Source organism: Xenorhabdus miraniensis, from assembly GCF_002632615.1.
Map to the genome: position 1 here is coordinate 83,279 of NZ_NITZ01000003.1, position 23,332 is coordinate 106,610.

Annotated in this window: 19 protein-coding genes and 1 pseudogene; 15 read left to right on the forward strand and 5 right to left on the reverse strand. The window is 44.4% G+C overall.

Annotated features, from left to right (window positions below; genetic code table 11):
* Positions 1-23: 23 nt before the first annotated feature.
* The 3 genes from astB to Xmir_RS03915 are packed head-to-tail and all read left to right on the forward strand — an operon-like array spanning position 24 to position 3,823.
* Positions 24-1,367, forward strand: a complete 1,344-nt coding sequence (gene astB / locus Xmir_RS03905; RefSeq protein ID WP_099113130.1) for an N-succinylarginine dihydrolase — start codon at positions 24-26, stop codon at positions 1,365-1,367.
* 12 nt (positions 1,368-1,379) lie between these two features.
* On the forward strand, positions 1,380-2,366 hold the full coding sequence (gene astE / locus Xmir_RS03910) for a succinylglutamate desuccinylase (protein ID WP_099113131.1): 987 nt from the start codon (positions 1,380-1,382) through the stop codon (positions 2,364-2,366).
* Between the two features lie 32 nt (positions 2,367-2,398).
* Positions 2,399-3,823 carry an amino acid permease gene (locus Xmir_RS03915; protein WP_099113132.1) on the forward strand — a complete coding sequence of 475 codons (1,425 nt, stop codon included), beginning with the start codon at positions 2,399-2,401 and terminating at the stop codon, positions 3,821-3,823.
* A gap of 27 nt (positions 3,824-3,850) precedes the next feature.
* Here Xmir_RS03915 and Xmir_RS03920 read toward each other — a convergent pair.
* A pseudogene (locus tag Xmir_RS03920) lies at positions 3,851-4,151 on the reverse strand (transposase); the annotation flags it as partial.
* Between the two features lie 196 nt (positions 4,152-4,347).
* Here Xmir_RS03920 and Xmir_RS03925 point away from each other — a divergent pair.
* The 3 genes from Xmir_RS03925 to Xmir_RS03940 all read left to right on the forward strand — a co-directional run bounded on the left by Xmir_RS03925 (position 4,348) and on the right by Xmir_RS03940 (position 6,589).
* Complete coding sequence (locus Xmir_RS03925) at positions 4,348-5,271, forward strand: hypothetical protein (RefSeq protein WP_099113133.1); 924 nt, start codon at positions 4,348-4,350, stop codon at positions 5,269-5,271.
* A complete protein-coding gene (locus tag Xmir_RS03930; protein ID WP_099113134.1) occupies positions 5,268-5,663 on the forward strand; it encodes a DUF1240 domain-containing protein in 396 nt (131 codons plus the stop codon). The genes Xmir_RS03925 and Xmir_RS03930 overlap by 4 nt, the downstream gene beginning before the upstream one ends.
* 251 nt (positions 5,664-5,914) lie before the next feature.
* On the forward strand, positions 5,915-6,589 hold the full coding sequence (locus Xmir_RS03940; protein ID WP_099113135.1) for a GNAT family N-acetyltransferase: 675 nt from the start codon (positions 5,915-5,917) through the stop codon (positions 6,587-6,589).
* A 157-nt stretch (positions 6,590-6,746) separates the two neighbouring features.
* On the opposite strand, the gene pta is transcribed toward Xmir_RS03940, so the two are convergent.
* Both pta and ackA read right to left on the reverse strand, forming a co-directional pair.
* The gene (gene pta, locus Xmir_RS03945; RefSeq protein ID WP_099113136.1) at positions 6,747-8,891 is read right to left on the reverse strand and encodes a phosphate acetyltransferase; all 2,145 of its coding nucleotides are present in this window, start codon (positions 8,889-8,891) and stop codon (positions 6,747-6,749) included.
* A gap of 187 nt (positions 8,892-9,078) precedes the next feature.
* Positions 9,079-10,281, reverse strand: coding sequence for an acetate kinase (gene ackA, locus Xmir_RS03950; RefSeq protein WP_099113137.1), 1,203 nt, complete (start codon positions 10,279-10,281; stop codon positions 9,079-9,081).
* A gap of 264 nt (positions 10,282-10,545) precedes the next feature.
* Between ackA and yfbV the strand changes: the two genes are divergently transcribed.
* The 3 genes from yfbV (at position 10,546) to Xmir_RS03965 (ending at position 13,747) form a co-directional block, all read left to right on the forward strand.
* Positions 10,546-11,001, forward strand: coding sequence for a terminus macrodomain insulation protein YfbV (gene yfbV / locus Xmir_RS03955; protein ID WP_099113138.1), 456 nt, complete (start codon positions 10,546-10,548; stop codon positions 10,999-11,001).
* Between the two features lie 152 nt (positions 11,002-11,153).
* A complete protein-coding gene (locus Xmir_RS03960; RefSeq protein ID WP_279627200.1) occupies positions 11,154-11,828 on the forward strand; it encodes a sugar phosphatase in 675 nt (224 codons plus the stop codon).
* 89 nt (positions 11,829-11,917) lie between these two features.
* Positions 11,918-13,747: an SLC13 family permease gene (locus Xmir_RS03965; RefSeq protein WP_099113332.1), complete on the forward strand. Its 1,830-nt coding sequence runs from the start codon at positions 11,918-11,920 to the stop codon at positions 13,745-13,747.
* A 92-nt stretch (positions 13,748-13,839) separates the two neighbouring features.
* Here the strand turns inward: Xmir_RS03965 and yfbR are convergent, their stop codons facing one another.
* Both yfbR and Xmir_RS03975 read right to left on the reverse strand, forming a co-directional pair.
* The gene (yfbR, locus tag Xmir_RS03970) at positions 13,840-14,421 is read right to left on the reverse strand and encodes a 5'-deoxynucleotidase (RefSeq protein WP_099113140.1); all 582 of its coding nucleotides are present in this window, start codon (positions 14,419-14,421) and stop codon (positions 13,840-13,842) included.
* Between the two features lie 265 nt (positions 14,422-14,686).
* Positions 14,687-15,901 (reverse strand): pyridoxal phosphate-dependent aminotransferase, encoded by a 1,215-nt coding sequence (locus tag Xmir_RS03975; RefSeq protein WP_099113141.1) that lies wholly within the window; start codon positions 15,899-15,901, stop codon positions 14,687-14,689.
* 799 nt (positions 15,902-16,700) lie between these two features.
* On the opposite strand from Xmir_RS03975, the gene hexA reads away from it, so the two are divergent.
* The 6 genes from hexA to nuoF all read left to right on the forward strand — a co-directional run bounded on the left by hexA (position 16,701) and on the right by nuoF (position 23,332).
* A complete protein-coding gene (hexA, locus tag Xmir_RS03980; protein WP_099113142.1) occupies positions 16,701-17,693 on the forward strand; it encodes a transcriptional regulator HexA in 993 nt (330 codons plus the stop codon).
* Between the two features lie 720 nt (positions 17,694-18,413).
* Positions 18,414-18,857, forward strand: a complete 444-nt coding sequence (locus Xmir_RS03985; protein ID WP_099113143.1) for an NADH-quinone oxidoreductase subunit A — start codon at positions 18,414-18,416, stop codon at positions 18,855-18,857.
* A 16-nt stretch (positions 18,858-18,873) separates the two neighbouring features.
* Positions 18,874-19,548, forward strand: a complete 675-nt coding sequence (locus tag Xmir_RS03990; RefSeq protein ID WP_069315203.1) for a NuoB/complex I 20 kDa subunit family protein — start codon at positions 18,874-18,876, stop codon at positions 19,546-19,548.
* 75 nt (positions 19,549-19,623) lie between these two features.
* Positions 19,624-21,423 carry an NADH-quinone oxidoreductase subunit C/D gene (gene nuoC / locus Xmir_RS03995; RefSeq protein WP_208620381.1) on the forward strand — a complete coding sequence of 600 codons (1,800 nt, stop codon included), beginning with the start codon at positions 19,624-19,626 and terminating at the stop codon, positions 21,421-21,423.
* A gap of 2 nt (positions 21,424-21,425) precedes the next feature.
* Entirely contained in the window at positions 21,426-21,971 is a 546-nt protein-coding gene (gene nuoE, locus Xmir_RS04000) for an NADH-quinone oxidoreductase subunit NuoE (RefSeq protein WP_099113145.1), read from the forward strand.
* On the forward strand, positions 21,968-23,332 hold the full coding sequence (nuoF, locus tag Xmir_RS04005; protein ID WP_099113146.1) for an NADH-quinone oxidoreductase subunit NuoF: 1,365 nt from the start codon (positions 21,968-21,970) through the stop codon (positions 23,330-23,332). Before nuoE ends, nuoF begins: the two co-directional genes overlap by 4 nt.

The window sequence follows — 23,332 nt, forward strand, 5'->3', positions numbered from 1 at the left end:
TAAATAGGATGTCAGAGGTGATTATGTCGGGAATTGAAGCAAATTTTGATGGTTTGGTGGGAATGACACACCATTACGCCGGGCTATCAATGGGTAATGAGGCTTCCATGAATCATCGGGGGAAAAAATCCAATCCCCGCAAAGCCGCTCTTCAAGGATTGATGAAAATGAAGGCATTGTCTGATATGGGGCTGGTGCAGGGGGTATTGCCTCCACAGCAGCGCCCCAATCTTCCGACATTGCGTCTGCTGGGATTTACGGGCAGTGATGAACAGGTATTAAACAAGGCCGCACAGTATTCACTGTTATTGTTGTCTAAACTGAGTTCTGCTTCTTCTATGTGGACAGCCAATGCGGCAACGGTTTCCCCTTCAGCGGATAGTGCGGATCAGCGCGTTCATTTCACAGTTGCCAACTTAAATAAAAAGTTACATCGTTCTCTGGAAAGTGTGGAGACTTCGCGGGCATTAAAAGCCACCTTCTCTGATCAGAACCACTTTGTTCACCATGATCCTTTACCGCAGCATGTGGATTGGGGAGATGAAGGGGCGGCGAATCATAATCGTTTTTGCGGTGAATATGGTGAGGCGGGTGTACAGCTATTTGTCTATGGCCGCGAAGCATTGCAGGAAGGTATTGTGCCCGAACGCTATCCTGCACGGCAAACGCTGGAAGCGAGTCAGGCAGTGGCCCGCCTGCATCAACTTGAGGAAGCAAGAACCGTATTTGCCCAACAAAATCCGGTTGCCATTGATAGTGGCGTGTTTCATAACGACGTCATCGCGGTCAGTAACCGCAATGTGTTTTTCTATCATCAACAGGCTTTCCTGAACCAGCAATCAGTACTGACTGAACTCAGAGAAAAAATGGCCCGGCTCGGGCAAACACTGATAACGGTTGAAGTGCCTGCTGAACAAGTCACCATTCAGGATGCAGTTGGTTCCTATCTTTTTAACAGCCAATTGTTGAGCCAGCCTGATGGCAACATGATGCTGATTTTGCCGGAAGAGTGCCGTCGTAATCATAACGTTTTGTCCTATCTACAATCATTGATTGCTGAGGGAAATTCTCCCATCAATAAACTCCACTTTTTCGATTTACGGGAAAGTATGCGTAATGGCGGAGGGCCGGCTTGTCTGCGTCTTCGGGTCGTTTTGAACGAAAAAGAGCTGGCGGCGACCAATCCGGCCACTTTGATGACACCAGCGCTGTATCAGCGGTTGACGACATGGGTAGAACGCTATTATCGGGATTCTCTGTATGTGGCTGATCTGGCTGATCCACAATTGTTGGATGAAGTTTATACAGCCCTTGATGAACTGACACAGATCCTCAAGCTCGGTCCGATCTATGAGTTTCAACGTTAATCAGGAGGGACGATGGATTTATTGACTTTACTGCTTGAGAACAAACTTGAGAATAGCTTGTATTTTCCACCAACGATCAAGGCATCATGGTTAGCAGAAGGCGTATTGCAGTTATTGCCACAAGATCTTTCGCAAGAGAGAAAAGCCGATACGCTGATTATTTCAGCCGGAATACATGGTAATGAAACCGCTCCCGTAGAAATATTGATCCAGATATTGTCGCAACTGGCACAGGGAAGTCTGGCATTACGGCATAACCTCTTATTGATTTTCGGTAACCTGCCCGCCATGCGCGCAGGACAACGATATCTTGATCATGATCTTAATCGTATGTTCGGTGGCCGCCACGCGCATTTTCCTTTGGGGAATGAATCGGGCCGTGCAATAGAGCTGGAAGCGGTTGTCCGCCAATTCTTTAGTGAGCCGGCAGTCATGGCCTCAACCAGATATCGGCATTTGGATCTTCACACTGCGATTAGGGGATCTTGTCATGAGCAGTTTGCCCTGTTGCCGTACCAATCCCGTGGCTATGCTGCTGATTTTTTACAATGGCTGGAAGAGAGTGATATTGACGCCTTGGTATTTCATAACTCGGCGGGAGGCACATTCAGCAATTTTACCAGCGAACATTTCAATGCAGACAGTTGCACATTGGAGATTGGTAAGGCACGGCCCTTCGGACAAAACGATCTGGCAAGGTTCAGTAATATTGCGACTGCCTTGCAGGATTTGGTCGCAGGTTTATTTTCAATCAAACGAAGTAAAGTGGCCCTTAAACGTTATCGTGTAGTGGATGCCATCATCAAACAGCACGACAATTTTAAGCTCAATATTCCAGAGAATACCAAAAACTTCACTAAACTGCCGGAAGGATTCAACATTGCCTGTCAGCAGAATCAAACTTGGAAAATCACATCTCCTGCCAATTTTATTCTGTTTCCTAATGCCCGTGTTGCCATCGGCCTGAGGGCAGGTCTATTGCTGGCGCAGTTAACATAATCAATTCATACAAAAAGCTGTGGAGGTTATTGATGACGGAATCATTAAAAACACCTGTGGGACAATCCACAGGTGCGCAGAAGCTTCACCGTGGATTAGGTAAACGTCATATTCAACTGATTGCAATTGGTGGTGCCATTGGTACGGGTTTGTTTATGGGAACAGGGAAAACCATTGCGGTATCAGGCACTTCAATAATCCTGACTTATTTGTTGATTGGTTTTTTCGCTTTTATGGTAATGAGGGCAATGGGAGAACTGTTGCTCACTAAACTGGACTATCGGACTTTTGCGGATTTTGTGGCGGATTATCTTGGAGATAAAGCCAGCTATTTTCTGGGCTGGACTTATTGGATGAGTTGGATCGTCAGTTGTATTGCAGATGTTGTTGTGTGTGGTGGCTATATTCAGTATTGGTTTCCTGACAGTTCGCTTTGGTTAACGGCCCTGTTTATTTTAGGGTTAATGTGTTTATGTAACTTTTTCTCAGTACAGTTATTTGGTGAAGCGGAATTCTGGTTTGCCATGATTAAAGTTGTGGCGATAGTTGCCTTGATTATTGTTGGCATTGGTATGGTGTTGGTGGGATGGACTTCACCCAATGGCGTAACCGCTTCTGTACGCCATTTGACGGAGCCTGAGGTATTCCTGCCCAACGGGGTATTTGGATTTTTAGCGGGTTTTCAGATTGCTATTTTTTCCTTTACGGGTATTGAACTGGTTGGCACAGTCACGGCGGAAACCAAAGAACCAGAGAAAATCTTACCGAAAGCCATCAATAGTATTCCGATCAGGATCATTATCTTTTATGTGCTCTCCATGATGTGCATTATTGCCGTGACTTCATGGGCGCATATTTCACCGGAGGTCAGCCCATTTGTGACGTTGTTTGCACTGGCCGGTTTGCCGGCAGCGGCAGCGGTCATTAATTTTGTGGCCCTGACTTCAGCGATGTCTTCGGCAAACAGTGGGTTATACGCTTGTACCCGCATGCTTTATGGCCTGTCTACGGAAAAGCTGGCACACAGTAAATTCGGGCAACTTTCAGTGAGCAGCGCGGTTCCCATTTTTGGTTTGATATTTTCTGTTATCTGCATGGCAAGTGGTGTATTCCTGTTGTTTGTCATCCCAGATGTCATGAAATTATTTACGATTGTATCGACTGTGGCGGCTATCATGGTTATTTACAGTTGGTGCATGATATTGTTTGCCTATCTGGCTTACCGGAAAAAACGTCCTGACCTGCATAAAGTATCCGTCTATAAAATGCCACTGGGCATCCCTATGACATGGTGCACTTTGATATTTTTTGCCTTTACGGTTGTGATCATGGTATTTGATTATGATACACGTGTAGCGTTATATGGTACTCCGGTCTGGTTTGTGATCTTAGAAGTCTTTTGGCGGATGAGAAAGCATCGGGAGCAACAGCAAACCCGGGAAGAAATGGTAAATTAAACAAATCCTCTGAATATAAATAAGGTTTCATAATAGTGCTACACGCATTTTGTGTCTTCTTGGCTTTTGCTGTGATGAAAACGATTCCAAAAAAGCATCAACATAATTAAGCAACTGCCACATAAATTGACAACAATGATTTCGCGTTATTGTCTCATGGAGCGATTGCCATAACCGTTCTATTTTATTTAGTCCAAGGTGAATAGACGGGTAAAAACAACAGGGTAAATTTTGGATGTCGTGCCAGCCAGGCTTTTACCTTCTGACTTTTATGAATACAGTAGTTATTTCAGATTAATGTGAGGGTTTCTGCATAGGGATATTGATGAATGGATAAGTTTTCTCATTTTCTGGCATTCATTTTGAGGTATGGGTGCTATGATAGGCATCACTCAGTCCGTGTTGGGGTTTGGGATTTTTTGCAATTTATCAGATCGCAAAAATCGGACTGAGTTCCCTTCCAGTGATCTACTATTTTGAAAATTTATTTAAATACAGTATAAATAATATGGAGATTTTATTAAATGACAAGACGAAAAAATTATAACCCAACTTGGGATGGCTATCTGGGTGATTACTTAAATGGGGAAATAGGTATTAATCAGTTAAAACCCCAGCATGAATTTTTTGATTCCATAGGATTAGAAAAGGTATTAAGTGATAATACCCAGTATCACTATGTGCTCACATTGGCTCAGGCTCAAAGCATTATTGAAGATATTAATCTTGGCCCTCCACGAAATCCAAGTTATGCCGAAGATTTTGCAAGAGGTACGGAAGTAGAACGCAAGAAAGAAAACCCGGCTTGGTCTTTATTCTCTATCACAGATCCTATTTCTACTTATGCTGGAAATATCTATGATTCATTTGGGTTCTCTGACGTTTGTCGAGAATTTAAGCGGTTAAGTATCACTGCAAAAACCTATGTGGGAGAAAATGGGAAAAAATATATTCATCTGTCAGGTCATGCGGGTCTTAGACGTCTCGTCAGGGGAACACGATACGGGGCAAGCCATCCTCAAATGTTAGCAATGGGGATAGGGCAGCAAGGGCTTAATACGAGTATTGTTGAGGGTGTTCGATTTTGTATCATTTTTTCTATTGGATATCGCATAATAGAAAGTATTTTTAAAGATGAATATACGTTAGCTGATTTTATCGGCAACATAACCGTAGATATGGCTAAAACCGCTATTGTTGCTGCTGCATCTTGGGCTGTGGGCTCATTTTTAACTGCTACAGCTGTTTTAGGCGGTAGTGTTATTGTTGTTGCCGGAATAGTTCTTCTTGCGGGTATTTTAATTACCATTGGTTTAGACTTTGTTGATAAAAAATATGGAATAAGTGAAAAGTTAATAGAATTATTAAAAGAGAAAATGAAAAGAAAACCAAGAACACAGGAAGCAAATTTACAATATTTTTTCAATACGATGGGAAAAATTAGATGAATAGCAAATATTTAAAAGCCTTGGGTGGATTAATATTGTTGATTATATTTACACCTATCATGTTTTTAGTTAGCAGTTATGTTTTTTCATTAATATTCATGAAAGATGAGATAACTTTTTCTAGCACTGTTATTATAGGTTTTATGTCTTCCCCTCTATTGTTTTACTCTTTATCAGGATCTATTTTTTTCTTTATATTTGATAGGTTACCTAAATTTAACAAGATAATTGTTAAATACTTGAGTAGGCTTATGATTGCATCATTTATCATTGGTTTCCCTATATCATTTTACGTTGATTATAAATTAAAAAGTGATGGTTATGTTACATGTGATAAAATATCGTGGGTGTCTCCAACAACTTACGTAAAAAATTTATCACTGTGTAACTGACCACATGCAGTTTCCCCATGAGTGTTTTCTCATAACTTTTTTGATATTTTTTGCCTTTACGGTCGTGATCATGATATTTGATTATGATACACGTGTAGTGTTATATGGTACTCCGGTCTGGTTTGTGATCTTAGAAGTCTTTTGGCGGATGAGAAAGCATCGGGAACAACGGCAAACCCGGGAAGAAATGGTAAATTAAATTAAACAAATCCTCTGAATATATTTTTTATATTGTTATTGGGAGGTATATCATGATACTTAAATCAAAATTTTTTAGCATTTTGGACTCAGATATAGCGGGGCCATTGACGCGTAGTGAATCAAATTTAATAAATATGGCTTCCAGGGTATTTAATGTTAAAAGTTTTATCACTATCAGAGAAGTTGGGCTTCAAGATGCTTTATGTATTGCGAACCGAATAAGAACGAACATGATTAATGGTGATTGGTTCATAGGTTCTAATCAGAGCAGACAATTAAGCCGGGAGCAGGAACGGTGGAATTCAAGATATAAGGCTACGTATGGAATGCTTACTCAAATTTCTTCTATCTTAGAAAATAAATTTGAGGGTATTTCAGCCTCAATAGAGCATTATTTCTTTGTTATGTTTTTTCGAGAAACTCCAATTGGTATGTTGATATTTTCCAATAACAAGGCAAAAGCCACAGAACCTTCCAATATTATAGAGTTCGTGACTCATGTAGGGATTAGAAATTGTGGGATTTTTCTAATGGAATATGCAGTAAATAAATCAAAAGCACTTGGTAAAAATGGAAGCGTCAAACTAATCCCAGCACCTGCTGCGAGAGATGTTTACTTTAAATATGGGTTTGGATTTCAAGAAGGTTACATGGTATTAGAACCCGCTAAAAGTGATAAATGGGGATCTTGGTCAGGAGGATACTATTTTAAGGTAAGTTTTTAAGGCAAATTTTTAAGGTAAATTGTGTATAAACAGTAAGTTTCTGATTCCCTGAACCATTGGAAATAATTGATGATAATCAGCAGACAAAAAATAACCCCAGACTTTTGGCATGGGGTTATTTTGCATAGTTATTTCGCTTAGCTATCTAGCCAGAAAATTACGCATTTTCTTGCTGAGTTGCCTGAATTGCAGTCAGTGCAACGGTATAAACGATGTCATCAACCAGTGCACCACGGGACAGGTCGTTAACAGGTTTACGCATACCTTGCAGCATTGGCCCGATGGAGACCAGATCCGCAGAGCGTTGTACCGCTTTATAGGTGGTGTTACCTGTGTTCAGATCAGGGAAAATAAATACGGTCGCCTGACCTGCAACCGGAGAGTTTGGTGCTTTGGATTTTGCCACATCGGCCATGATAGCCGCATCGTACTGCAATGGGCCGTCGATGATCAGGTCTGGACGTTTTTCCTGTGCCAGACGGGTTGCTTCGCGAACTTTCTCAACATCACTGCCTGCACCAGAGTTACCGGTAGAGTAGGAGATCATTGCTACGCGAGGCTCGATACCAAATGCTTTCGCAGAATCTGCGGATTGGATAGCGATTTCAGACAATTGCTCTGCGGTTGGATCTGGGTTGATTGCACAGTCACCGTAAACCAATACTTGCTCTGGCAACAACATAAAGAAGACGGAAGAAACCAGTGAGCTGTTTGGTGCCGTTTTAATTAACTGCAATGGCGGACGAATAGTATTCGCTGTCGTGTGAACCGCACCGGAAACCAGGCCATCAACTTCGTTTTGTTCCAGCATCATTGTGCCCAGAACCACGTTATCTTCCAGTTGTTCGCGGGCAACCACTTCGGTCATGCCTTTGTTCTTACGCAGTTCAACCAGACGTGGAACATAGCGTTCACGCACTGCCGCCGGGTTAACAATTTCAATCCCTGCGCCCAGTTCAACGCCTTGAGCCGCAGCCACACGACGGATTTCTTCTGGATCACCCAACAGGATACATTCTGCAATGCCACGCTCAGCACAGATAGCTGCTGCTTTGACGGTACGTGGTTCGTCGCCTTCTGGCAGAACAACACGTTTGCCAGCCTGACGGGCCAGCTCGGTTAGCTGATAGCGGAATGCAGGTGGAGACAGGCGATTCGGACGTTCTGATGCGGCAGCCAGAGAATCGATCCACTCGCTGCTGATGTGCTGTGCAACGTAGTTCTGTATTTTTTCGATACGCTCGTGGTCATCGGCTGGAACTTCCAGACTGAAGCTTTGCAGGTTCAGGGAAGTCTGCCATGTGTTCGTTTTCACGGTGAACACTGGCAGGCCGGTGTTGAATGCACGTTCGCACAATTCACGGATGGAGTCATCAATAGAGTAACCACCGGTCAGCAACACTGCGCCCACTTCAATACCATTCATGGCAGCCAGACATGCCGTGATCAGGACGTCAGGGCGGTCAGCAGAAGTCACCAGCAGAGAACCCGGACGGAAGTACTCCAGCATGTTAGGGATGCTGCGGGCACAGAAAGTCACGGATTTGATGCGACGGCTCTCAATGGCACCTGCGTTGATAATGTCAGCTTTCAGGTGTTTTGCCATATCAATCGCACGAGTGGCAATCAGGTCAAAACTCCATGGAATGCAGCCAAGAATTGGCAGCGGGCTGTTTTTGAAGATAGTTGTTGGATCAACATGTGCGATGGTCGCTTTAGTGGATTCGTCAAAGATTTCGGACAAATCCGGGCGAGTACGACCTTGATCATCAACAGGTGCATTCAGTTTGTTGACAATAACACCAATGATGTTTTGGTTCTTGATGCCACCGTATTCTGCGCGGCTCAGTTCAATGCGCTCTTTAAGCTGCTCAGGGGAGTTAGTACCCAGTGCAGTGACAAATACGATTTCAGCGTTCAGGGTTTTGGCGATTTCATAGTTCAGGGACTGGGCAAATGGATGTTTGCGAGTCGGAACCAGACCTTCGATCAGAACCACTTCTGCATCTTTGGTGTTTTCGTGGTAACGCGCCACGATCTCTTCCATCAACACATCTTTTTTATTAGTGGTCAGCAGTAATTCCACATATGCCATATCCAGAGGGTCAGCAGCATGAATGCTGGAGTGTGAACGGATAATGGAGGTGGTTTGATCTTGAGAACCAGTGTGACGTGGCTGTGCGATAGGTTTGAAAACACTCAGGCGAACGCCTTTTTGCTCCATGGAGCGAATAACGCCCAGGCTGACACTGGTTAAACCAACGCTGGTGCCAGTGGGGATTAACATAATTGTACGGGACACGGAAACCTCTTTAACGGTTGCTCGTCAGTCAATAAACGTGACTCAATGTATTCGATGCTATATCAATAGATGAAATATCAATCATGAGCCAACGCAATATTTATTAAGGAAATATTAATCAGTGCATCAATGCACTGATTAATAGAGAACCGCCAGCATGGCTGGCGGTTCTTGAAAATCATGCTGCTTACGCGGTCAGGCGTGCTGAATCCTGAGCGATGACCAATTCTTCATTGGTTGGGATAACCAGAGCAGGGCGGCCATTATCAGTGGTGATAACGCCTGACTTGCCGAAGCGTGCAGCAAGGTTGCGCTCGTGATCATATTCGAAGCCCAGCAGTGCAACTTTCTTCATAGTCAGTTCACGAACCAGCGCAGAGTTTTCACCGATGCCGCCGGTGAAGATAATCGCATCCAGACGGCCTTCCATCAATGCGCTGTAAGCACCGATGTATTTAGCCAGACGGTGGCAGTAAACGTCCATTGCACGTTTTGCATCATCTTTGGTTTCATAGTTATCTTCTACGTAACGGCAGTCGCTGGTCACTTCAGTCAGACCCAGGAAACCAGACTCTTTGGTCAGCAGGGTATTGATTTCAGCAACACTCATCCCCATTGCATCGTGCAAATGGAATACGATAGCAGGATCGATATCACCACTACGAGTACCCATCACCAGACCTTCCAGCGGAGTCAGGCCCATAGAAGTATCAACACACTGGCCGTTAACAATAGCAGAAACAGAACCACCATTGCCCAGATGGCAAGTGATGACATTCAGTTCTTCAACAGGTTTGTTCAGCATCTTAGCCGCTTCGCGGGAAACGTAGAAGTGGCTGGTACCATGTGCGCCGTAACGGCGGATGCCATGCTCTTTATACAGATTGTAAGGCAGTGCATACAAGTATGCCTCTTCAGGCATCGTCTGGTGGAATGCAGTATCAAATACGGCAATGTTTTTCTCAAGCAGATGAGGGAACGCTTTCTTCGCTTCTGCGATACCGATCAGGTGAGCAGGGTTGTGCAGTGGTGCGAACGGAATAGCCGCTTCAATGCCTTTGATAACTTCATCATTGATAATCACAGAAGAAGTGAATTTCTCACCACCGTGAACGATACGGTGACCGATGGATGAAATCTGTGCAGAAAGTTCTGGCTTTTCAGCCAAAATAGTATTAACAATGAAGTTCAGCGCTTCGCTGTGTGCTGCGCCGGCACCTAAAGCAGCTTCATTTTTTGCGCCATCCATTTTCCATTTAATACGGGCTTCAGGCAGGTTAAAGCACTCAGCTAAACCAGAAAGATATTCTTCACCATTGGCAGGATCGATGATAGCGAATTTCAGGGAGGAGCTACCGCAATTAAGAACCAGTACCAGCTTACTTGACATGGAAATACCTATTATCTTGTTGTGATCTAATCTTAAATAAGAAAATTGTTAAAAAATAAAGCAATTTGTTAACAAATCGAATCCAGTTGTTGCGAAAGAGGTCAAAATTTTTGTTTTGCTGCTGCAACAACATAAAAGTCTGTGTAGGATACCGTTTGCTAGCAATAAAGACAAAATATACTTAATAGTATTAATATTACAAAAAAGATTTTATCTTTTGTAGGGATTTTTTAAAAAGTACACCTTTAATTGATTGAGGTCATGATGAATACGACACCGCCTGTTAATCAAGGTTGGTTCAAGCGGATGCAGTTAGGCCAGCAATATTTAAAAATATGGCCGCTAGAAAAGCAGCTTTCGCCTGTTTTTCCTGAAAATCGTGTAATTAGGGCGACTCGCTTTGGTATTCGTTTTATGCCGCCATTGTCCATTTTTACGCTGACATGGCAGATCGCGCTGGGTGGTCAATTGGGGCCGTCGGTCGCAACGGCACTGTTTGCCTGTAGCCTGCCGTTGCAGGGATTGTGGTGGCTGGGAAAACGTGCGGCGACACCTTTGCCCGAAGGGTTGCTGAAATGGTTTTATGAAATTCGGGAGAAATTTGCAGAAGCGGGTATTGCAATGACGCCAGTGGAAAATGTCCCGACTTATCTCTCGTTAGCTGAATTGCTTAAACGGGCATTTAAGCAACTGGACAACTCTTTTCTTGATGACATTTAAACGGCCGGAGCGCCTGTTCCGGCGGTTGCTGAGTCAATTAACCGATAAATCCCCTGTTCAGATCAATAGCTGGTTGTATTAATATTATGAAAATGAGCGCTGTTGAGATGGGTCAGATTATTAACGCCTAGTTGCGTTTAAAGGAGCCGGGTTTGGTACTGAAATGTAGGGGTTTTTTATTCGATTTAGATGGTACGCTGATTGATTCATTACCTGCGGTTGAGCGGGCGTGGATTAAGTTTGCTGATAAGATGGGGATCGATCGTGATGAAGTGTTGAACTATGTGCATGGTACGCCGGCGATATTATCATTACGTCATTTTATGCCTGATGCCAGTGAAGAAGAGATTGCCAGCACGTTCAAATGGATTGAAAAGATCGAAACAGAAGATACAGAAGGTATTACCGCTTTGCCTGGTGCTATTGCTCTGATTGATAAGTTGAATGCGCTGGATATTCCGTGGGCAATCGTCACATCGGGAACTGTTCCTCTTGCTACTGCGCGCCATCAGGTCGCCGAGTTACCAGAGCCGGCACATTGGGTGACAGCGGAGTCTGTTAAAAACGGAAAACCAAACCCTGAACCTTATTTATTGGGGGCCCAAAAACTGGGATTACTGCCAGAAGAGTGTGTGGTCTTTGAAGATGCCATTGCAGGAATTCATGCCGGGCTGGATGCAGGTTGTCAGGTCGTCGTAGTCCATGATGCGCCAGATATTCCACGCCGTGATGAAACGCACTTGACGATTACTAATCTGGAAAATATTGAAATTGTCAAATCCGGCGGTTATGTTTCGATTTACACCACAAATCAGGAAAATTCTTGATCATAACGTGGGATTTTTCCTGAGAAAAATGCTCTACTTGGCCCATTAACGTTTGTATCGTTTTAAAGGTATCGTTGATAGAGGCCAGATTGAATAGCGAACTGTTGTGGGTATTGACCCTGCTATCGATAGCTATTGTGCTTTTCACCACCAATAAAGTCAGAATGGATGTTGTGGCTTTATTGGTGATCATTGCATTTGTCCTGAGTGGCACACTGACGTTAAGTGAAGCCACTGTCGGTTTTAGTGATCCCAACGTGTTATTGATTGCTGCCCTGTTTGTCATTGGCGAAGGGCTGGTGAGGACAGGTGTTGCCTATCAGATGGGGGATTGGCTGGTTCGGATTGCCGGTAACAGTGAGACTAAGATGTTGGCTTGGTTAATGTTGTCGGTCGCGGGGCTGGGCGCTTTTATGAGTTCAACCGGGGTTGTGGCAATCTTTATTCCTGTTGTCCTGAGTGTAGCTGCCAGAATGAAAATCTCGCCGGGGCGGTTGATGATGCCATTGGGGTTTGCCGGTTTGATCAGTGGCATGATGACATTGGTTGCAACGCCCCCCAATATGATTGTCAATAGTGAGCTGGTACGCGAAGGCTTGCGGGGATTTGATTTTTTCTCCATTACACCGATTGGCATTTTAGTCTTGCTGGCCGGTGTGGTGTATATGTTGATTGCCCGTCGTTGGTTGGGGGGAAGCGCTCACCAGACAGCGGATGAACGTTATCACCGCACATTTCGTGATTTAATCCGTGACTATAAATTGTCAGGTCGCGCCCGTCGGCTCGCTATCCGCCAAGGTTCGCCTTTGGTTGGTCATACGCTGGATGAATTGGGATTGCGCGCACGTTATGGCGCCAATGTGATTGGCATTGAACGCTGGCGTAAGTTCCGTCGGGTGATGGTGGCTGCCACTGGCGATATGGAATTACGGGAACAAGATGTGCTGCTGGTGGATATGTCTGATAGTGATATTGATTTACGGGAGTTTTGCAGCGAGCAACAGCTGGAGCCGATGATATTGCGCGGGGAATATTTTTCGGAACAATCCCGTGAGGTCGGCATGGCAGAGGTTTCCGTGATCCCTGAGTCCGATTTATTGGGGCAATCGCTGCGTGGTATGAAATTCCGTACCCGTTATGGTCTCAATGTTGTCGGCATTCGTCGTGGCGGCAAGGCATTGGAAGGCAAGTTGGTTGACGAGTCTTTGCTGCTTGGTGATACGTTGCTGGTGATTGGCGACTGGAAACTGATTCGTGCGTTGAAAACTAAGACTCCTGATTTCATTGTGCTAAATTTACCCATCGAAGTGGAAAGTGCAGCGCCTGCCGCATCACAAGCCCCCCACGCATTATTCTGCCTTGCCTTGATGGTTGCGATGATGCTCACCAATGAAATTCCCAACTTTATCGCTGCGTTGGTTGCTTGTCTGTTAATGGGTAAATTTCGCTGCATCGATATGGAAAGCGCCTATCGTGCCATTCACTGGCCGAGCATTATTTTAATTGTCGGCATGATGCCTTTCGCGTTGGCATTGCAGAAAACAGGAGGCATAGACTTAATTGTCCGTGGGTTGATGGATGTGGCGGGTAATATGGGGCCACGGGTGATGTTGATGTGCTTGTTTGTGCTTTGTGCTGTTATCGGATTGTTCATTTCTAACACGGCGACGGCGGTATTAATGGCTCCGATAGCGATTGCGGCGGCGAACGAAATGTCTGTTTCGCCTTTGCCTTTCGCCATGATTATTGGCGTGGCGGCCTCAGCCGCGTTCATGACACCGGTTTCATCTCCTGTTAATACATTGGTACTGGGGCCGGGTGGATATCGATTTGCAGATTTCCTGAAACTTGGCATACCTTTTACGTTAATTGTTATGGGGATCAGTGTCGCGGTTATCCCAATACTTTTCCCGTTTTAATCATTCCATGATGCAGTTTTAATGCGATAAGGCGCTGCAATCATAGCTATAGATTAGCACTACTGGATGATCGTTATCATGGAGGGTGATATCTATACACTGATCTCATCAAGAGAAAGATTAAAACTGGGGACGAATACGTTCATAAAATAATCCATTTCTTCGCTGTGGCGCTCTGCCAGTGTTTTTTCCAACCGGGTTTTGGCCTGATTGAATTCGGTATTGCCCGCCGAAATCTCTTCCAAACATTTTAAATAAGCACACAGTGCATCAGCCTGTTTAATAATGCGCGTTTCTTCTTCGGTATGCAGGTGCTCATCCAAAATAGAACGAAAATCATCTTGTAGTTCTGCCGGCAGCATATTCAATAATTTTTGTTGGGCTATCTTCTCTATTTTTTTATATTCGTGGGCAATTTGCGGGTTATAGTACTTAATTGGGGTAGGCAAATCTCCGGTGATGACTTCACTGGCATCGTGATACATGGCCAGCAGGGCGATCCGATCGGCGTTAACCTTGCCGTTAAATTTGCGGTTTTTGATGACGGCCAGTGCATGTGCGACAAAAGCAACCTGCAAGCTATGCTCTGAAACATTCTCTGTGCGCACATTTCGCATCAGGGGCCAACGGTTGATTAATTTCAAGCGGGATAATTGGGCGAAAAAATGGCTCATAATTTTCTCTTTCAACGGAATGATAGGGTTAATTGTGAGCGGCTGGGAAAGGGAAGTAAACCTATTCAGTATCAATTTTCACCAATATATCTCTTTTATCTTTTAAATAGTGACTTGAGAAACAATAGGAATATTCATTCCTGAGAAAATTATTTATGGAAAAATGGTCATCAGTAAGAAATAAGCTTTCTTGTATCAAATAAGAGCTTACTTCATTATGTTATTAATAGTCATAAGGGTAAGCTCTAAATGATAAATATTATATTTATTGGCGATAGTTACCCATAAAGCGGGCAAATTTTTCAATAGCCATTTGCAAGTCAGTGACATGCGGTAATGTGACAATGCGGAAATGGTCTGGTTCTGGCCAGTTAAATGCGGTGCCTTGAACCAGCAGAACTTTTTCCTGTAATAAAAGATCTAATACCATTTTTTGGTCATCATAAATATTGAAACGTTTGGTATCTATTTTAGGGAACATATAAAGTGCGCCCATTGGTTTCACACAGGAAACCCCAGGAATTTGGTTTATCAATTCCCATGCGCGATTGCGCTGTTCATAAAGCCTGCCACCTGGAAAAATAAATTCACTGATACTCTGGTAGCCGCCCAATGCCGTTTGAATCGCGTGCTGCATTGGCACGTTGGCACAAAGACGCATTGATGCCAGCATTTCTAAGCCTTCAATATAGTCTTTAGCCTGTTTTTTCGGGCCATTCAATACCATCCAGCCCTGACGGAAACCCGCAACGCGATAGGTTTTGGACAGGCCATTAAAGGTGACAGTAAAAAGATCAGGCGCTAATGCGGCAATGGAGTGGTGCTGGGCATCGTCGTACAGGATCTTGTCGTAAATTTCATCGGCGAAAATAATCAGATTATGCTGGCGGGCTATTTCCACGATTTCCAATAACAACTCTTTGCTATATACCGCCCCGGTTGGGTTGTTCGGGTTAATAATCACAATCCCACGGGTACGCGGGGTAATTTTACGGCGGATATCATCTAAATCAGGAAACCAGCCTTGTTGCTCATCACACAGGTAATGTACGGCATTACCGCTGGAAAGTGATACAGCCGCTGTCCAAAGAGGGTAGTCAGGGGCAGGAACCAGCATTTCGTCGCCTGTATTCAACAGGGCCTGCATGGATTGAACGATAAGCTCAGACACACCATTACCGATGAAAATATCTTCAACAGTAATATCCAGCATATTTCTTGCCTGATAATGCTGCATGATCGCCTTGCGCGCAGAATATAACCCTTTTGAGTCGGAATAACCTTGGGCGGTCGGCAGGTTACGGATGACATCGACTAAAATTTCATCGGGTGCTTCGAAGCCGAATGGCGCCGGATTGCCAATATTTAATTTCAGTACCTTATTGCCTTCTTCTTCGAGTCGCTTGGCTTCTTTGAGGGTCTTCCCCCTGATGTCATAGCAGACATTATCTAATTTGCTGGATTTATTAATGGAAAACATAGGATGCCCTAACCTCTTTGGCGAAATGGATACTAACCGGCATAAAAAGTGTGATATTCAATGTACTCTTCTCAGTCTATCTTTTGAAGAGCCTTTGATATCTTTGGTTAAAACGGTTGTTTTAATAATAAATGAATGAGCCTGCTATCTAAAATTGTCGTTTTTATTGGTATTTTATTCTTAATTTTAATGATAATATGAATCTATATTCTGAATAATGGCGTGTTTTTAGTTGCCTGAGAGCACGGCGGATGACACTTTGACAATGGTTCTTTAGCCAACCTGGTTAGGAAATCTCGAATTGTCAATAAAAGTAAGAAGATTTGTATAATGTATTCTTATAATTTATCTTTGGCTGACGTAAAGCTAATTTAGGTTTTTATCACGTGATAGTTTGATAATTTTTTTGAGTTTTTACCCATAACATCTTTAGGCTTATTTTATAAAAATGTTAACTCATTAAAAATCCTTATATTATCTTGGCGCTTTAAGTTTTCCTAATTCAGGTTACGTTATTCTTTGAAGCAAGTCAGAAAAAGGATATTTGTACTGGAAATTGAGGATTATGTGATGTAAATAGGGTTTTATCTCTAATTTATTTTTGGGTTGCATAAATTTTGTTAAGAAAGGAGAAAATAAAACCCGTGATGTTCTAAATAGTGAAAAAAATGCAGTAAACCTTTGCCCTAATTAATAGAGTAGAGTAATGTCACAATCGGTATTATTTTATTTGATACTGCTGAAGTAAAAACACCAGGTTAGTTAGTAATTAAAATCAAAAAAAAGTGATGAATAAACAATGATAAATGCAAATCGTCAGATAATAAACCTCGATCTCGATCTGCTAAGAACTTTTGTTGCCGTTGCTGACTTAAATACTTTTGCAGCAGCAGCAGCAGCTGTTTCTAGAACGCAGTCAGCTGTGAGTCAGCAAATGCAGCGGTTGGAACATCTCGTGGGGAGAGAATTATTTGCTCGCCACGGCCGTAATAAGCTTCTGACCGAGCACGGGCTTCAACTTCTTGGTTACGCACGTCAGATTCTTCGTGCCAATGACGATGCAACCGCATCATTAACCTACAATGATGCAGACGGTGAATTGAGAATAGGCGTATCAGATGACGCTGTTGATACACTGCTTCCCTTCTTGTTGAACCGTATTGCCTCAGTCTATCCACGTGTTGCTGTTGATGTGCGGATTAAGCGCGCTCAGTTTATCGAAAGCATGTTGGATAACCATGAGATTGATTTGGCATTAACCACAGCAAAAATTAACCACCACCCCAAAACAGCCCTACGCTCTTCGCCTGTTTTATGGCATTGCGCGCCGGATTTCCAATTACAAACAAACGAACCCGTGCCATTGGTTGTCATGGATGAAACCAATCCATTCCGCCAGATTGCGCTGGATACGCTTGATATGGCCGGCATTTCATGGCGTATCGCCTATGAAGCAGCTTCCCTGTCTGCTGTCCGTGCCGCTGTAAATGCAGAAGTTGGTATCACAGCCCGCCCTCTGGAAATACATAATGCAGACCTGAGAATTTTGGGTGAAAGTGAAGGGCTACCACGTTTGCCGGAAATTCAATTCTACCTATATCGCAACAGTAATGAACAGAATGAATCTGTCCTGACTGTTTTTGATGCTATAGAAAATAAGAAAACACCTTATACCGTGACGCCTGTCGAATCCGATGAGCCTAATGAAATGGATGAATCTATTGAACCCATTGATATTGCTAAATCGGCTGAGTCACTTGATGAAACTTCCGTCGAAAATATAGACGAATAAGTATTTAAGTATTATGTGTTTTATAGGCTAATATTTCCATTTTATTTGTGGAGATATTAGCCTATTTGCTAATTGCGTATTAATAATCCTGCCAGGTTTTCATTCCCATTTCTGATATTTCCATTAAGAAATATACTCTACTAATTTTCCTATCACTTTCGAATTTTAGTTAAAAGAATGTTGCTGTGTTAACAAATTTCATTTTGCTAAATTGATAAAATAAATCCGTTTTTAGAAATAACGGCGTTATCGCAATCAAATAGTTCTTTTTAGAAACAATTTATTAAGAGTTGGATAAATTACGTTCATGTATTGAATGATTTTCAATGAAACTGTGCGCTTGATCATAAAAATACCCCAGACAGTACAGTGGAAAGACAGGTTTTTCCTGCGATAATGGTGTAGTAAAGTCGAGTTATCGGTTAGACTAGTCATGTCAGGAAGTTGCTTTTTTATACGACTGACACGTTTTAGCGGTATATCAGCACAATCTGTTAATTAATGGTTTTTTGTTTGTAAATAAATAGGTAAGCGCTTTTTGCCCTTGTGGCAAAATATTGTTGAGAGGAATAAAAACCAAGACGATCCAAGCGCCAAAAGATATTGATTAGCGCTGTTTCAGATTTGGTTGTTATCCCTTCCCATGAATCGATGTGGTGCAATACTGCCAGCTAAAAGAGCAGACACCTTGACACCACTTTTGATGAGTAAGCAACGAGTATGTCTACATCCACTGGAATTTTAGCCCATCACTGGGCATTTGCGGTTTTCCTAATAGGTGCTCTTGGGTTGTGTGCGCTCATGTTACTGGGCGGGTACTTCATGGGGGGCAGGGCGAAAGCCAGGGCAAAACACGTACCTTATGAATCAGGTATCGATTCTGTCGGCAGTGCTCGTATGCGTCTGTCGGCAAAATTCTATCTGGTTGCCATGTTCTTTGTCATCTTCGATGTTGAAGCCCTTTACTTATATGCTTGGGCCGTCTCAATCAAAGAGAGCGGTTGGTTGGGCTTTGCCGAAGCAAGCATTTTCATTTTGGTGTTATTGGCAGGCTTGGTTTATCTGGCACGCATTGGCGCGTTGGACTGGACTCCGGCACGTTCAAAACGTCAAGTCAGTAAACCGAGTGTTGACACCTATACCAACAACAGTCATATGCAGTAATAGCGAGGCATGAAAGATGGATTATACGCTCACCCGCATAGATCCGAACGGTGAGAATGACCGTTATCCCCTGCAAAAACAGGAAATTGTTAGCGATCCCCTGGAACAGCACGTTCACCGCAGTGTTTATATGGGAAAATTAGAACATGCTTTGCATGACATGGTGAATTGGGGAAGAAAAAACTCCCTATGGCCCTATAACTTCGGGCTTTCTTGCTGTTATGTAGAAATGGTGACGTCGTTTACCGCAGTCCACGATGTTGCACGTTTTGGTGCAGAAGTATTGCGGGCATCTCCCCGTCAGGCTGACTTTATGGTGATTTCCGGAACCTGTTTCGTCAAAATGGCCCCTGTCATTCAACGTCTTTACGATCAAATGCTGGAACCAAAGTGGGTTATTTCCATGGGAGCCTGTGCAAACTCTGGGGGTATGTACGATATTTACTCTGTGGTTCAGGGCGTTGATAAGTTTATCCCTGTCGATGTTTACATTCCCGGCTGTCCTCCCCGTCCAGAAGCCTATATGCAGGCATTGTTGCTGTTGCAGGAATCCATAGGCAAAGAACGCCGCCCATTGTCATGGGTTGTCGGCGATCAGGGGGTTTACCGCGCCAATATGCAATCAGAAAGAGAACGGAAGCGTGGTGAACGTATTGCAGTGAAAAACCTGCGTACTCCAGACGAAATTTGAGGCTTTTAGCCATATAGCGTAACCAGAGCAATGTGTTGCGATCACAAAAACCCTGATCAAGCGTTGTGGTGAAGAATGATGACAGATCAGATAGCGCAAGAAAGCGCTCGGCCAGCTTGGCAAACACAAGATCATCTTAATGATCCTGTTGTCAGCGAGCTTAATCGTCAATTTGGCCCGGATGCGTTTACTTTCCAGCCTACCCGTACCGGCATGCCTGTTGTTTGGCTCAAACGGGAAAAGTTACTGGAAGTAATGACATTCCTGAAAAAGTTGCCTAAACCTTATGTCATGCTATTCGACTTGCATGGCGTTGATGAGCGTCAGCGCTCTCATCGGCAGGGTTTGCCTGCTGCCGACTTTTCAGTGTTTTATCACTTGATTTCCATTGAGCGTAACCGCGACATCATGTTGAAAGTCGCGCTTGCTGAACAAGACCTGAATATCCCAACGGTGACGTCAATTTTTCCGAATGCCAATTGGTATGAGCGTGAAACTTGGGAAATGTTTGGCATTACCTTCAAAGGTCATCCAAATTTGCGTCGCATCTTAATGCCGCCAACATGGGAAGGTCACCCGTTACGCAAGGAATACTCTGCTCGCGCTACAGAGTTCGATCCTTTCATGCTGACCAAGCAGAAAGAAGATCTGGAGATGGAAGCACTGACTTTCAAACCAGAAGAGTGGGGCATGAAGCGGGGTACTGATAATGAGGATTTTATGTTCCTCAACCTCGGCCCTAACCATCCTTCTGCTCACGGCGCATTCCGCATTATTCTGCAACTTGATGGCGAAGAAATCGTCGATTGCGTTCCCGATATTGGCTACCACCACCGTGGTGCTGAAAAAATGGGTGAACGTCAATCATGGCACAGCTATATCCCTTATACCGATCGAATTGAATATCTGGGGGGATGTGTCAACGAAATGCCTTATGTACTGGCAGTTGAGAAACTGGCAGGCATTGAGGTGCCGGATCGTGTGAAAACCATCCGTGTCATGCTGTCTGAGTTGTTCCGCATCAATAGCCACCTGCTGTATATCAGTACCTTTATCCAAGACGTTGGTGCGATGACCCCCGTCTTCTTTGCTTTTACAGATCGGCAGAAAGTTTACGACGTGGTTGAAGCCATCACAGGTTTCCGCATGCATCCGGCATGGTTCCGTATTGGCGGAGTTGCCCATGACCTGCCGCGCGGCTGGGATAAACTTCTGCGTGAATTACTGGACTGGTTACCGAAACGTTTGAACTCCTATGTCAAAGCTGCGCTGAAAAACAGCGTATTGAAAGGACGCTCTGTGGGTGTTGCTTCCTATAATTCGAAACAGGCTTTGGACTGGGGTGTGACTGGCGCGGGTCTGCGTGCAACCGGTATCAGTTTTGACGTGCGTAAATGGCGTCCGTATTCCGGTTATGAAAACTTTGATTTCGAAGTACCGACCGGCTACAACGGCGATTGCTATGACCGTGTGATGCTGAAAGTGGAAGAAATTCGTCAGAGTATGCGCATCCTTGAACAGTGTCTGAAAAATATGCCAGAAGGCCCATTCAAGGCTGATCATCCGTTGACTACCCCACCACCAAGAGAGCGCACTTTGCAGCACATCGAAACCATGATTAACCACTTCTTGCAGGTGTCATGGGGACCGGTCATGCCTGCCAATGAATCATTCCAGATGATCGAAGCGACTAAGGGTATTAACAGTTATTACCTGACCAGTGATGGTAGCACCATGAGCTACCGTACCCGTATCCGTACACCAAGTTTTGCTCACTTGCAGCAAATTCCATCGGTGATCCGCGGCAGTCTGGTTTCTGACCTTATCGTCTATCTGGGCAGTATCGATTTTGTTATGTCTGATGTGGATCGCTAACGATGCAAAGTGAATTTAACGCAAACAAGCAAGCACGTCTTGATGTGGTTAACGTAACGGACGCTCAGACACCGGATAAGTTTGTGCTGAGTACTGAAGAACGTGATGCCATCGAGCAAGAAAAACACCACTACGAAGATCCGCGTGCTGCCTCAATTGAGGCACTGAAAATCGTGCAAAAACACCGTGGCTGGGTACCGGATGGTGCCATTTATGCCATTGCTGAGGTGTTAGGCATTCCAGCCAGTGATGTGGAAGGTGTGGCGACGTTTTACAGCCAGATTTACCGTCAGCCAGTAGGTCGCCACATTATCCGCTATTGTGACAGTGTTGTATGTCACATCACGGGCTATCAGGGCGTTCAGGCAGCGATAGAATCGCACTTGAACATTCGTCCGGGGCAAACCACGGCAGATGGGCGTTTCACTCTGTTGCCGACCTGCTGCTTGGGTAATTGTGACAAAGGGCCGACCATGATGATCGATGAGGACACCCATAGTTACGTGAAACCAGAAGAAATTGAAAAATTACTGGAGCAGTATCTATGACAACGCATTCAGGAGTGAAAGAAATTATCCGCGCAGCGGAAACTCATCCCCTGACATGGCGGTTGCGTGATGACCAACAACCTGTCTGGTTGGATGAATACCGAAGCAAAAATGGTTATAAGGGAGCCGAAAGAGCACTGAAGGGCATGGCTCCTGATGACATTATCGCCTTGGTAAAAGATGCTGGCTTAAAAGGTCGTGGTGGTGCGGGTTTCTCTACCGGCTTGAAATGGAGCCTGATGCCAAAAGACGAAAGCATGAACATCCGTTACTTGCTGTGTAATGCGGATGAAATGGAACCTGGCACTTACAAAGATCGCCTGCTGATGGAGCAACTGCCGCACTTGCTGGTGGAAGGGATGTTAATCAGTGCGTTTGCGCTGAAAGCCTATCGTGGCTACATCTTCCTGCGTGGTGAATATGTCGAGGCGGCTGTTCATTTACGCAAAGCGATTGAAGAAGCAAAAGCGGCTGGCCTGCTTGGCAAGAATATTTTGGGCAGTGGCTTTGATTTTGAACTGTTTGTTCATACCGGCGCGGGACGTTATATCTGCGGGGAAGAAACCGCATTGATTAACTCCCTTGAAGGGCGCCGTGCAAACCCCCGCTCAAAACCTCCGTTCCCTGCGACATCCGGTGTTTGGGGTAAACCAACGTGTGTCAATAACGTCGAGACGCTGTGTAATGTTCCGGCCATCCTCGAACATGGGAAAGAGTGGTACATCGGTCTGAGTGAAGGCAAAAGTAAAGATGCCGGCACCAAACTGATGGGTTTTTCTGGCCGGGTCAAAAATCCGGGGTTGTGGGAGCTGCCTTTTGGTACGACGGCTCGTGAAATTCTCGAAGATTACGCGGGGGGGATGCGGGATGGACTGAAATTCAAAGCATGGCAACCGGGTGGTGCCGGAACCGATTTTCTGACAGAAAATCACCTTGATTTGCCTATGGATTTCGAAAGCATCGCTAAAGCGGGCAGTCGGTTAGGAACTGCGCTGGCGATGGCAGTGGATCATGAGATCAACATGGTTTCCCTGACTCGCAATCTTGAAGAATTCTTTGCCCGTGAATCTTGTGGCTGGTGTACACCATGTCGTGATGGGTTGCCGTGGAGTGTAAAAATTCTCCGTGCCATTGAGAATGGCAAAGGCCAACAGGGCGATATCGAAACATTGGAACAACTCTGCCGCTTCCTTGGCCCGGGTAAAACTTTCTGTGCCCACGCACCCGGAGCAGTAGAGCCTTTGCAAAGCGCTATCAAATACTTCCGTGAAGAGTTTGAAGCGGGGATCGTCACCAAAGACTACGGCAATACCAGCCTGATTGCGGGTATTCAACCAAACCTGCTTAAGCAACGTTGGTAA

Excerpts from the sequence above, each read along its gene's own strand:
- yfbV (WP_099113138.1), top strand. The coding sequence starts at position 10,546 with ATGAATACGACACCGCCTGTTAATCAAGGTTGGTTCAAGCGGATGCAG.
- Xmir_RS03940 (WP_099113135.1), top strand. The coding sequence starts at position 5,915 with ATGATACTTAAATCAAAATTTTTTAGCATTTTGGACTCAGATATAGCG.
- ackA (WP_099113137.1), bottom strand. The coding sequence starts at position 10,281 with ATGTCAAGTAAGCTGGTACTGGTTCTTAATTGCGGTAGCTCCTCCCTG.
- Xmir_RS03975 (WP_099113141.1), bottom strand. The coding sequence starts at position 15,901 with ATGTTTTCCATTAATAAATCCAGCAAATTAGATAATGTCTGCTATGAC.
- nuoC (WP_208620381.1), top strand. The coding sequence starts at position 19,624 with ATGATGACAGATCAGATAGCGCAAGAAAGCGCTCGGCCAGCTTGGCAA.
- hexA (WP_099113142.1), top strand. The coding sequence starts at position 16,701 with ATGATAAATGCAAATCGTCAGATAATAAACCTCGATCTCGATCTGCTA.
- astE (WP_099113131.1), top strand. The coding sequence starts at position 1,380 with ATGGATTTATTGACTTTACTGCTTGAGAACAAACTTGAGAATAGCTTG.
- astB (WP_099113130.1), top strand. The coding sequence starts at position 24 with ATGTCGGGAATTGAAGCAAATTTTGATGGTTTGGTGGGAATGACACAC.
- Xmir_RS03915 (WP_099113132.1), top strand. The coding sequence starts at position 2,399 with ATGACGGAATCATTAAAAACACCTGTGGGACAATCCACAGGTGCGCAG.
- Xmir_RS03925 (WP_099113133.1), top strand. The coding sequence starts at position 4,348 with ATGACAAGACGAAAAAATTATAACCCAACTTGGGATGGCTATCTGGGT.
- nuoE (WP_099113145.1), top strand. The coding sequence starts at position 21,426 with ATGCAAAGTGAATTTAACGCAAACAAGCAAGCACGTCTTGATGTGGTT.
- Xmir_RS03990 (WP_069315203.1), top strand. The coding sequence starts at position 18,874 with ATGGATTATACGCTCACCCGCATAGATCCGAACGGTGAGAATGACCGT.
- yfbR (WP_099113140.1), bottom strand. The coding sequence starts at position 14,421 with ATGAGCCATTTTTTCGCCCAATTATCCCGCTTGAAATTAATCAACCGT.
- Xmir_RS03985 (WP_099113143.1), top strand. The coding sequence starts at position 18,414 with ATGTCTACATCCACTGGAATTTTAGCCCATCACTGGGCATTTGCGGTT.
- Xmir_RS03930 (WP_099113134.1), top strand. The coding sequence starts at position 5,268 with ATGAATAGCAAATATTTAAAAGCCTTGGGTGGATTAATATTGTTGATT.
- nuoF (WP_099113146.1), top strand. The coding sequence starts at position 21,968 with ATGACAACGCATTCAGGAGTGAAAGAAATTATCCGCGCAGCGGAAACT.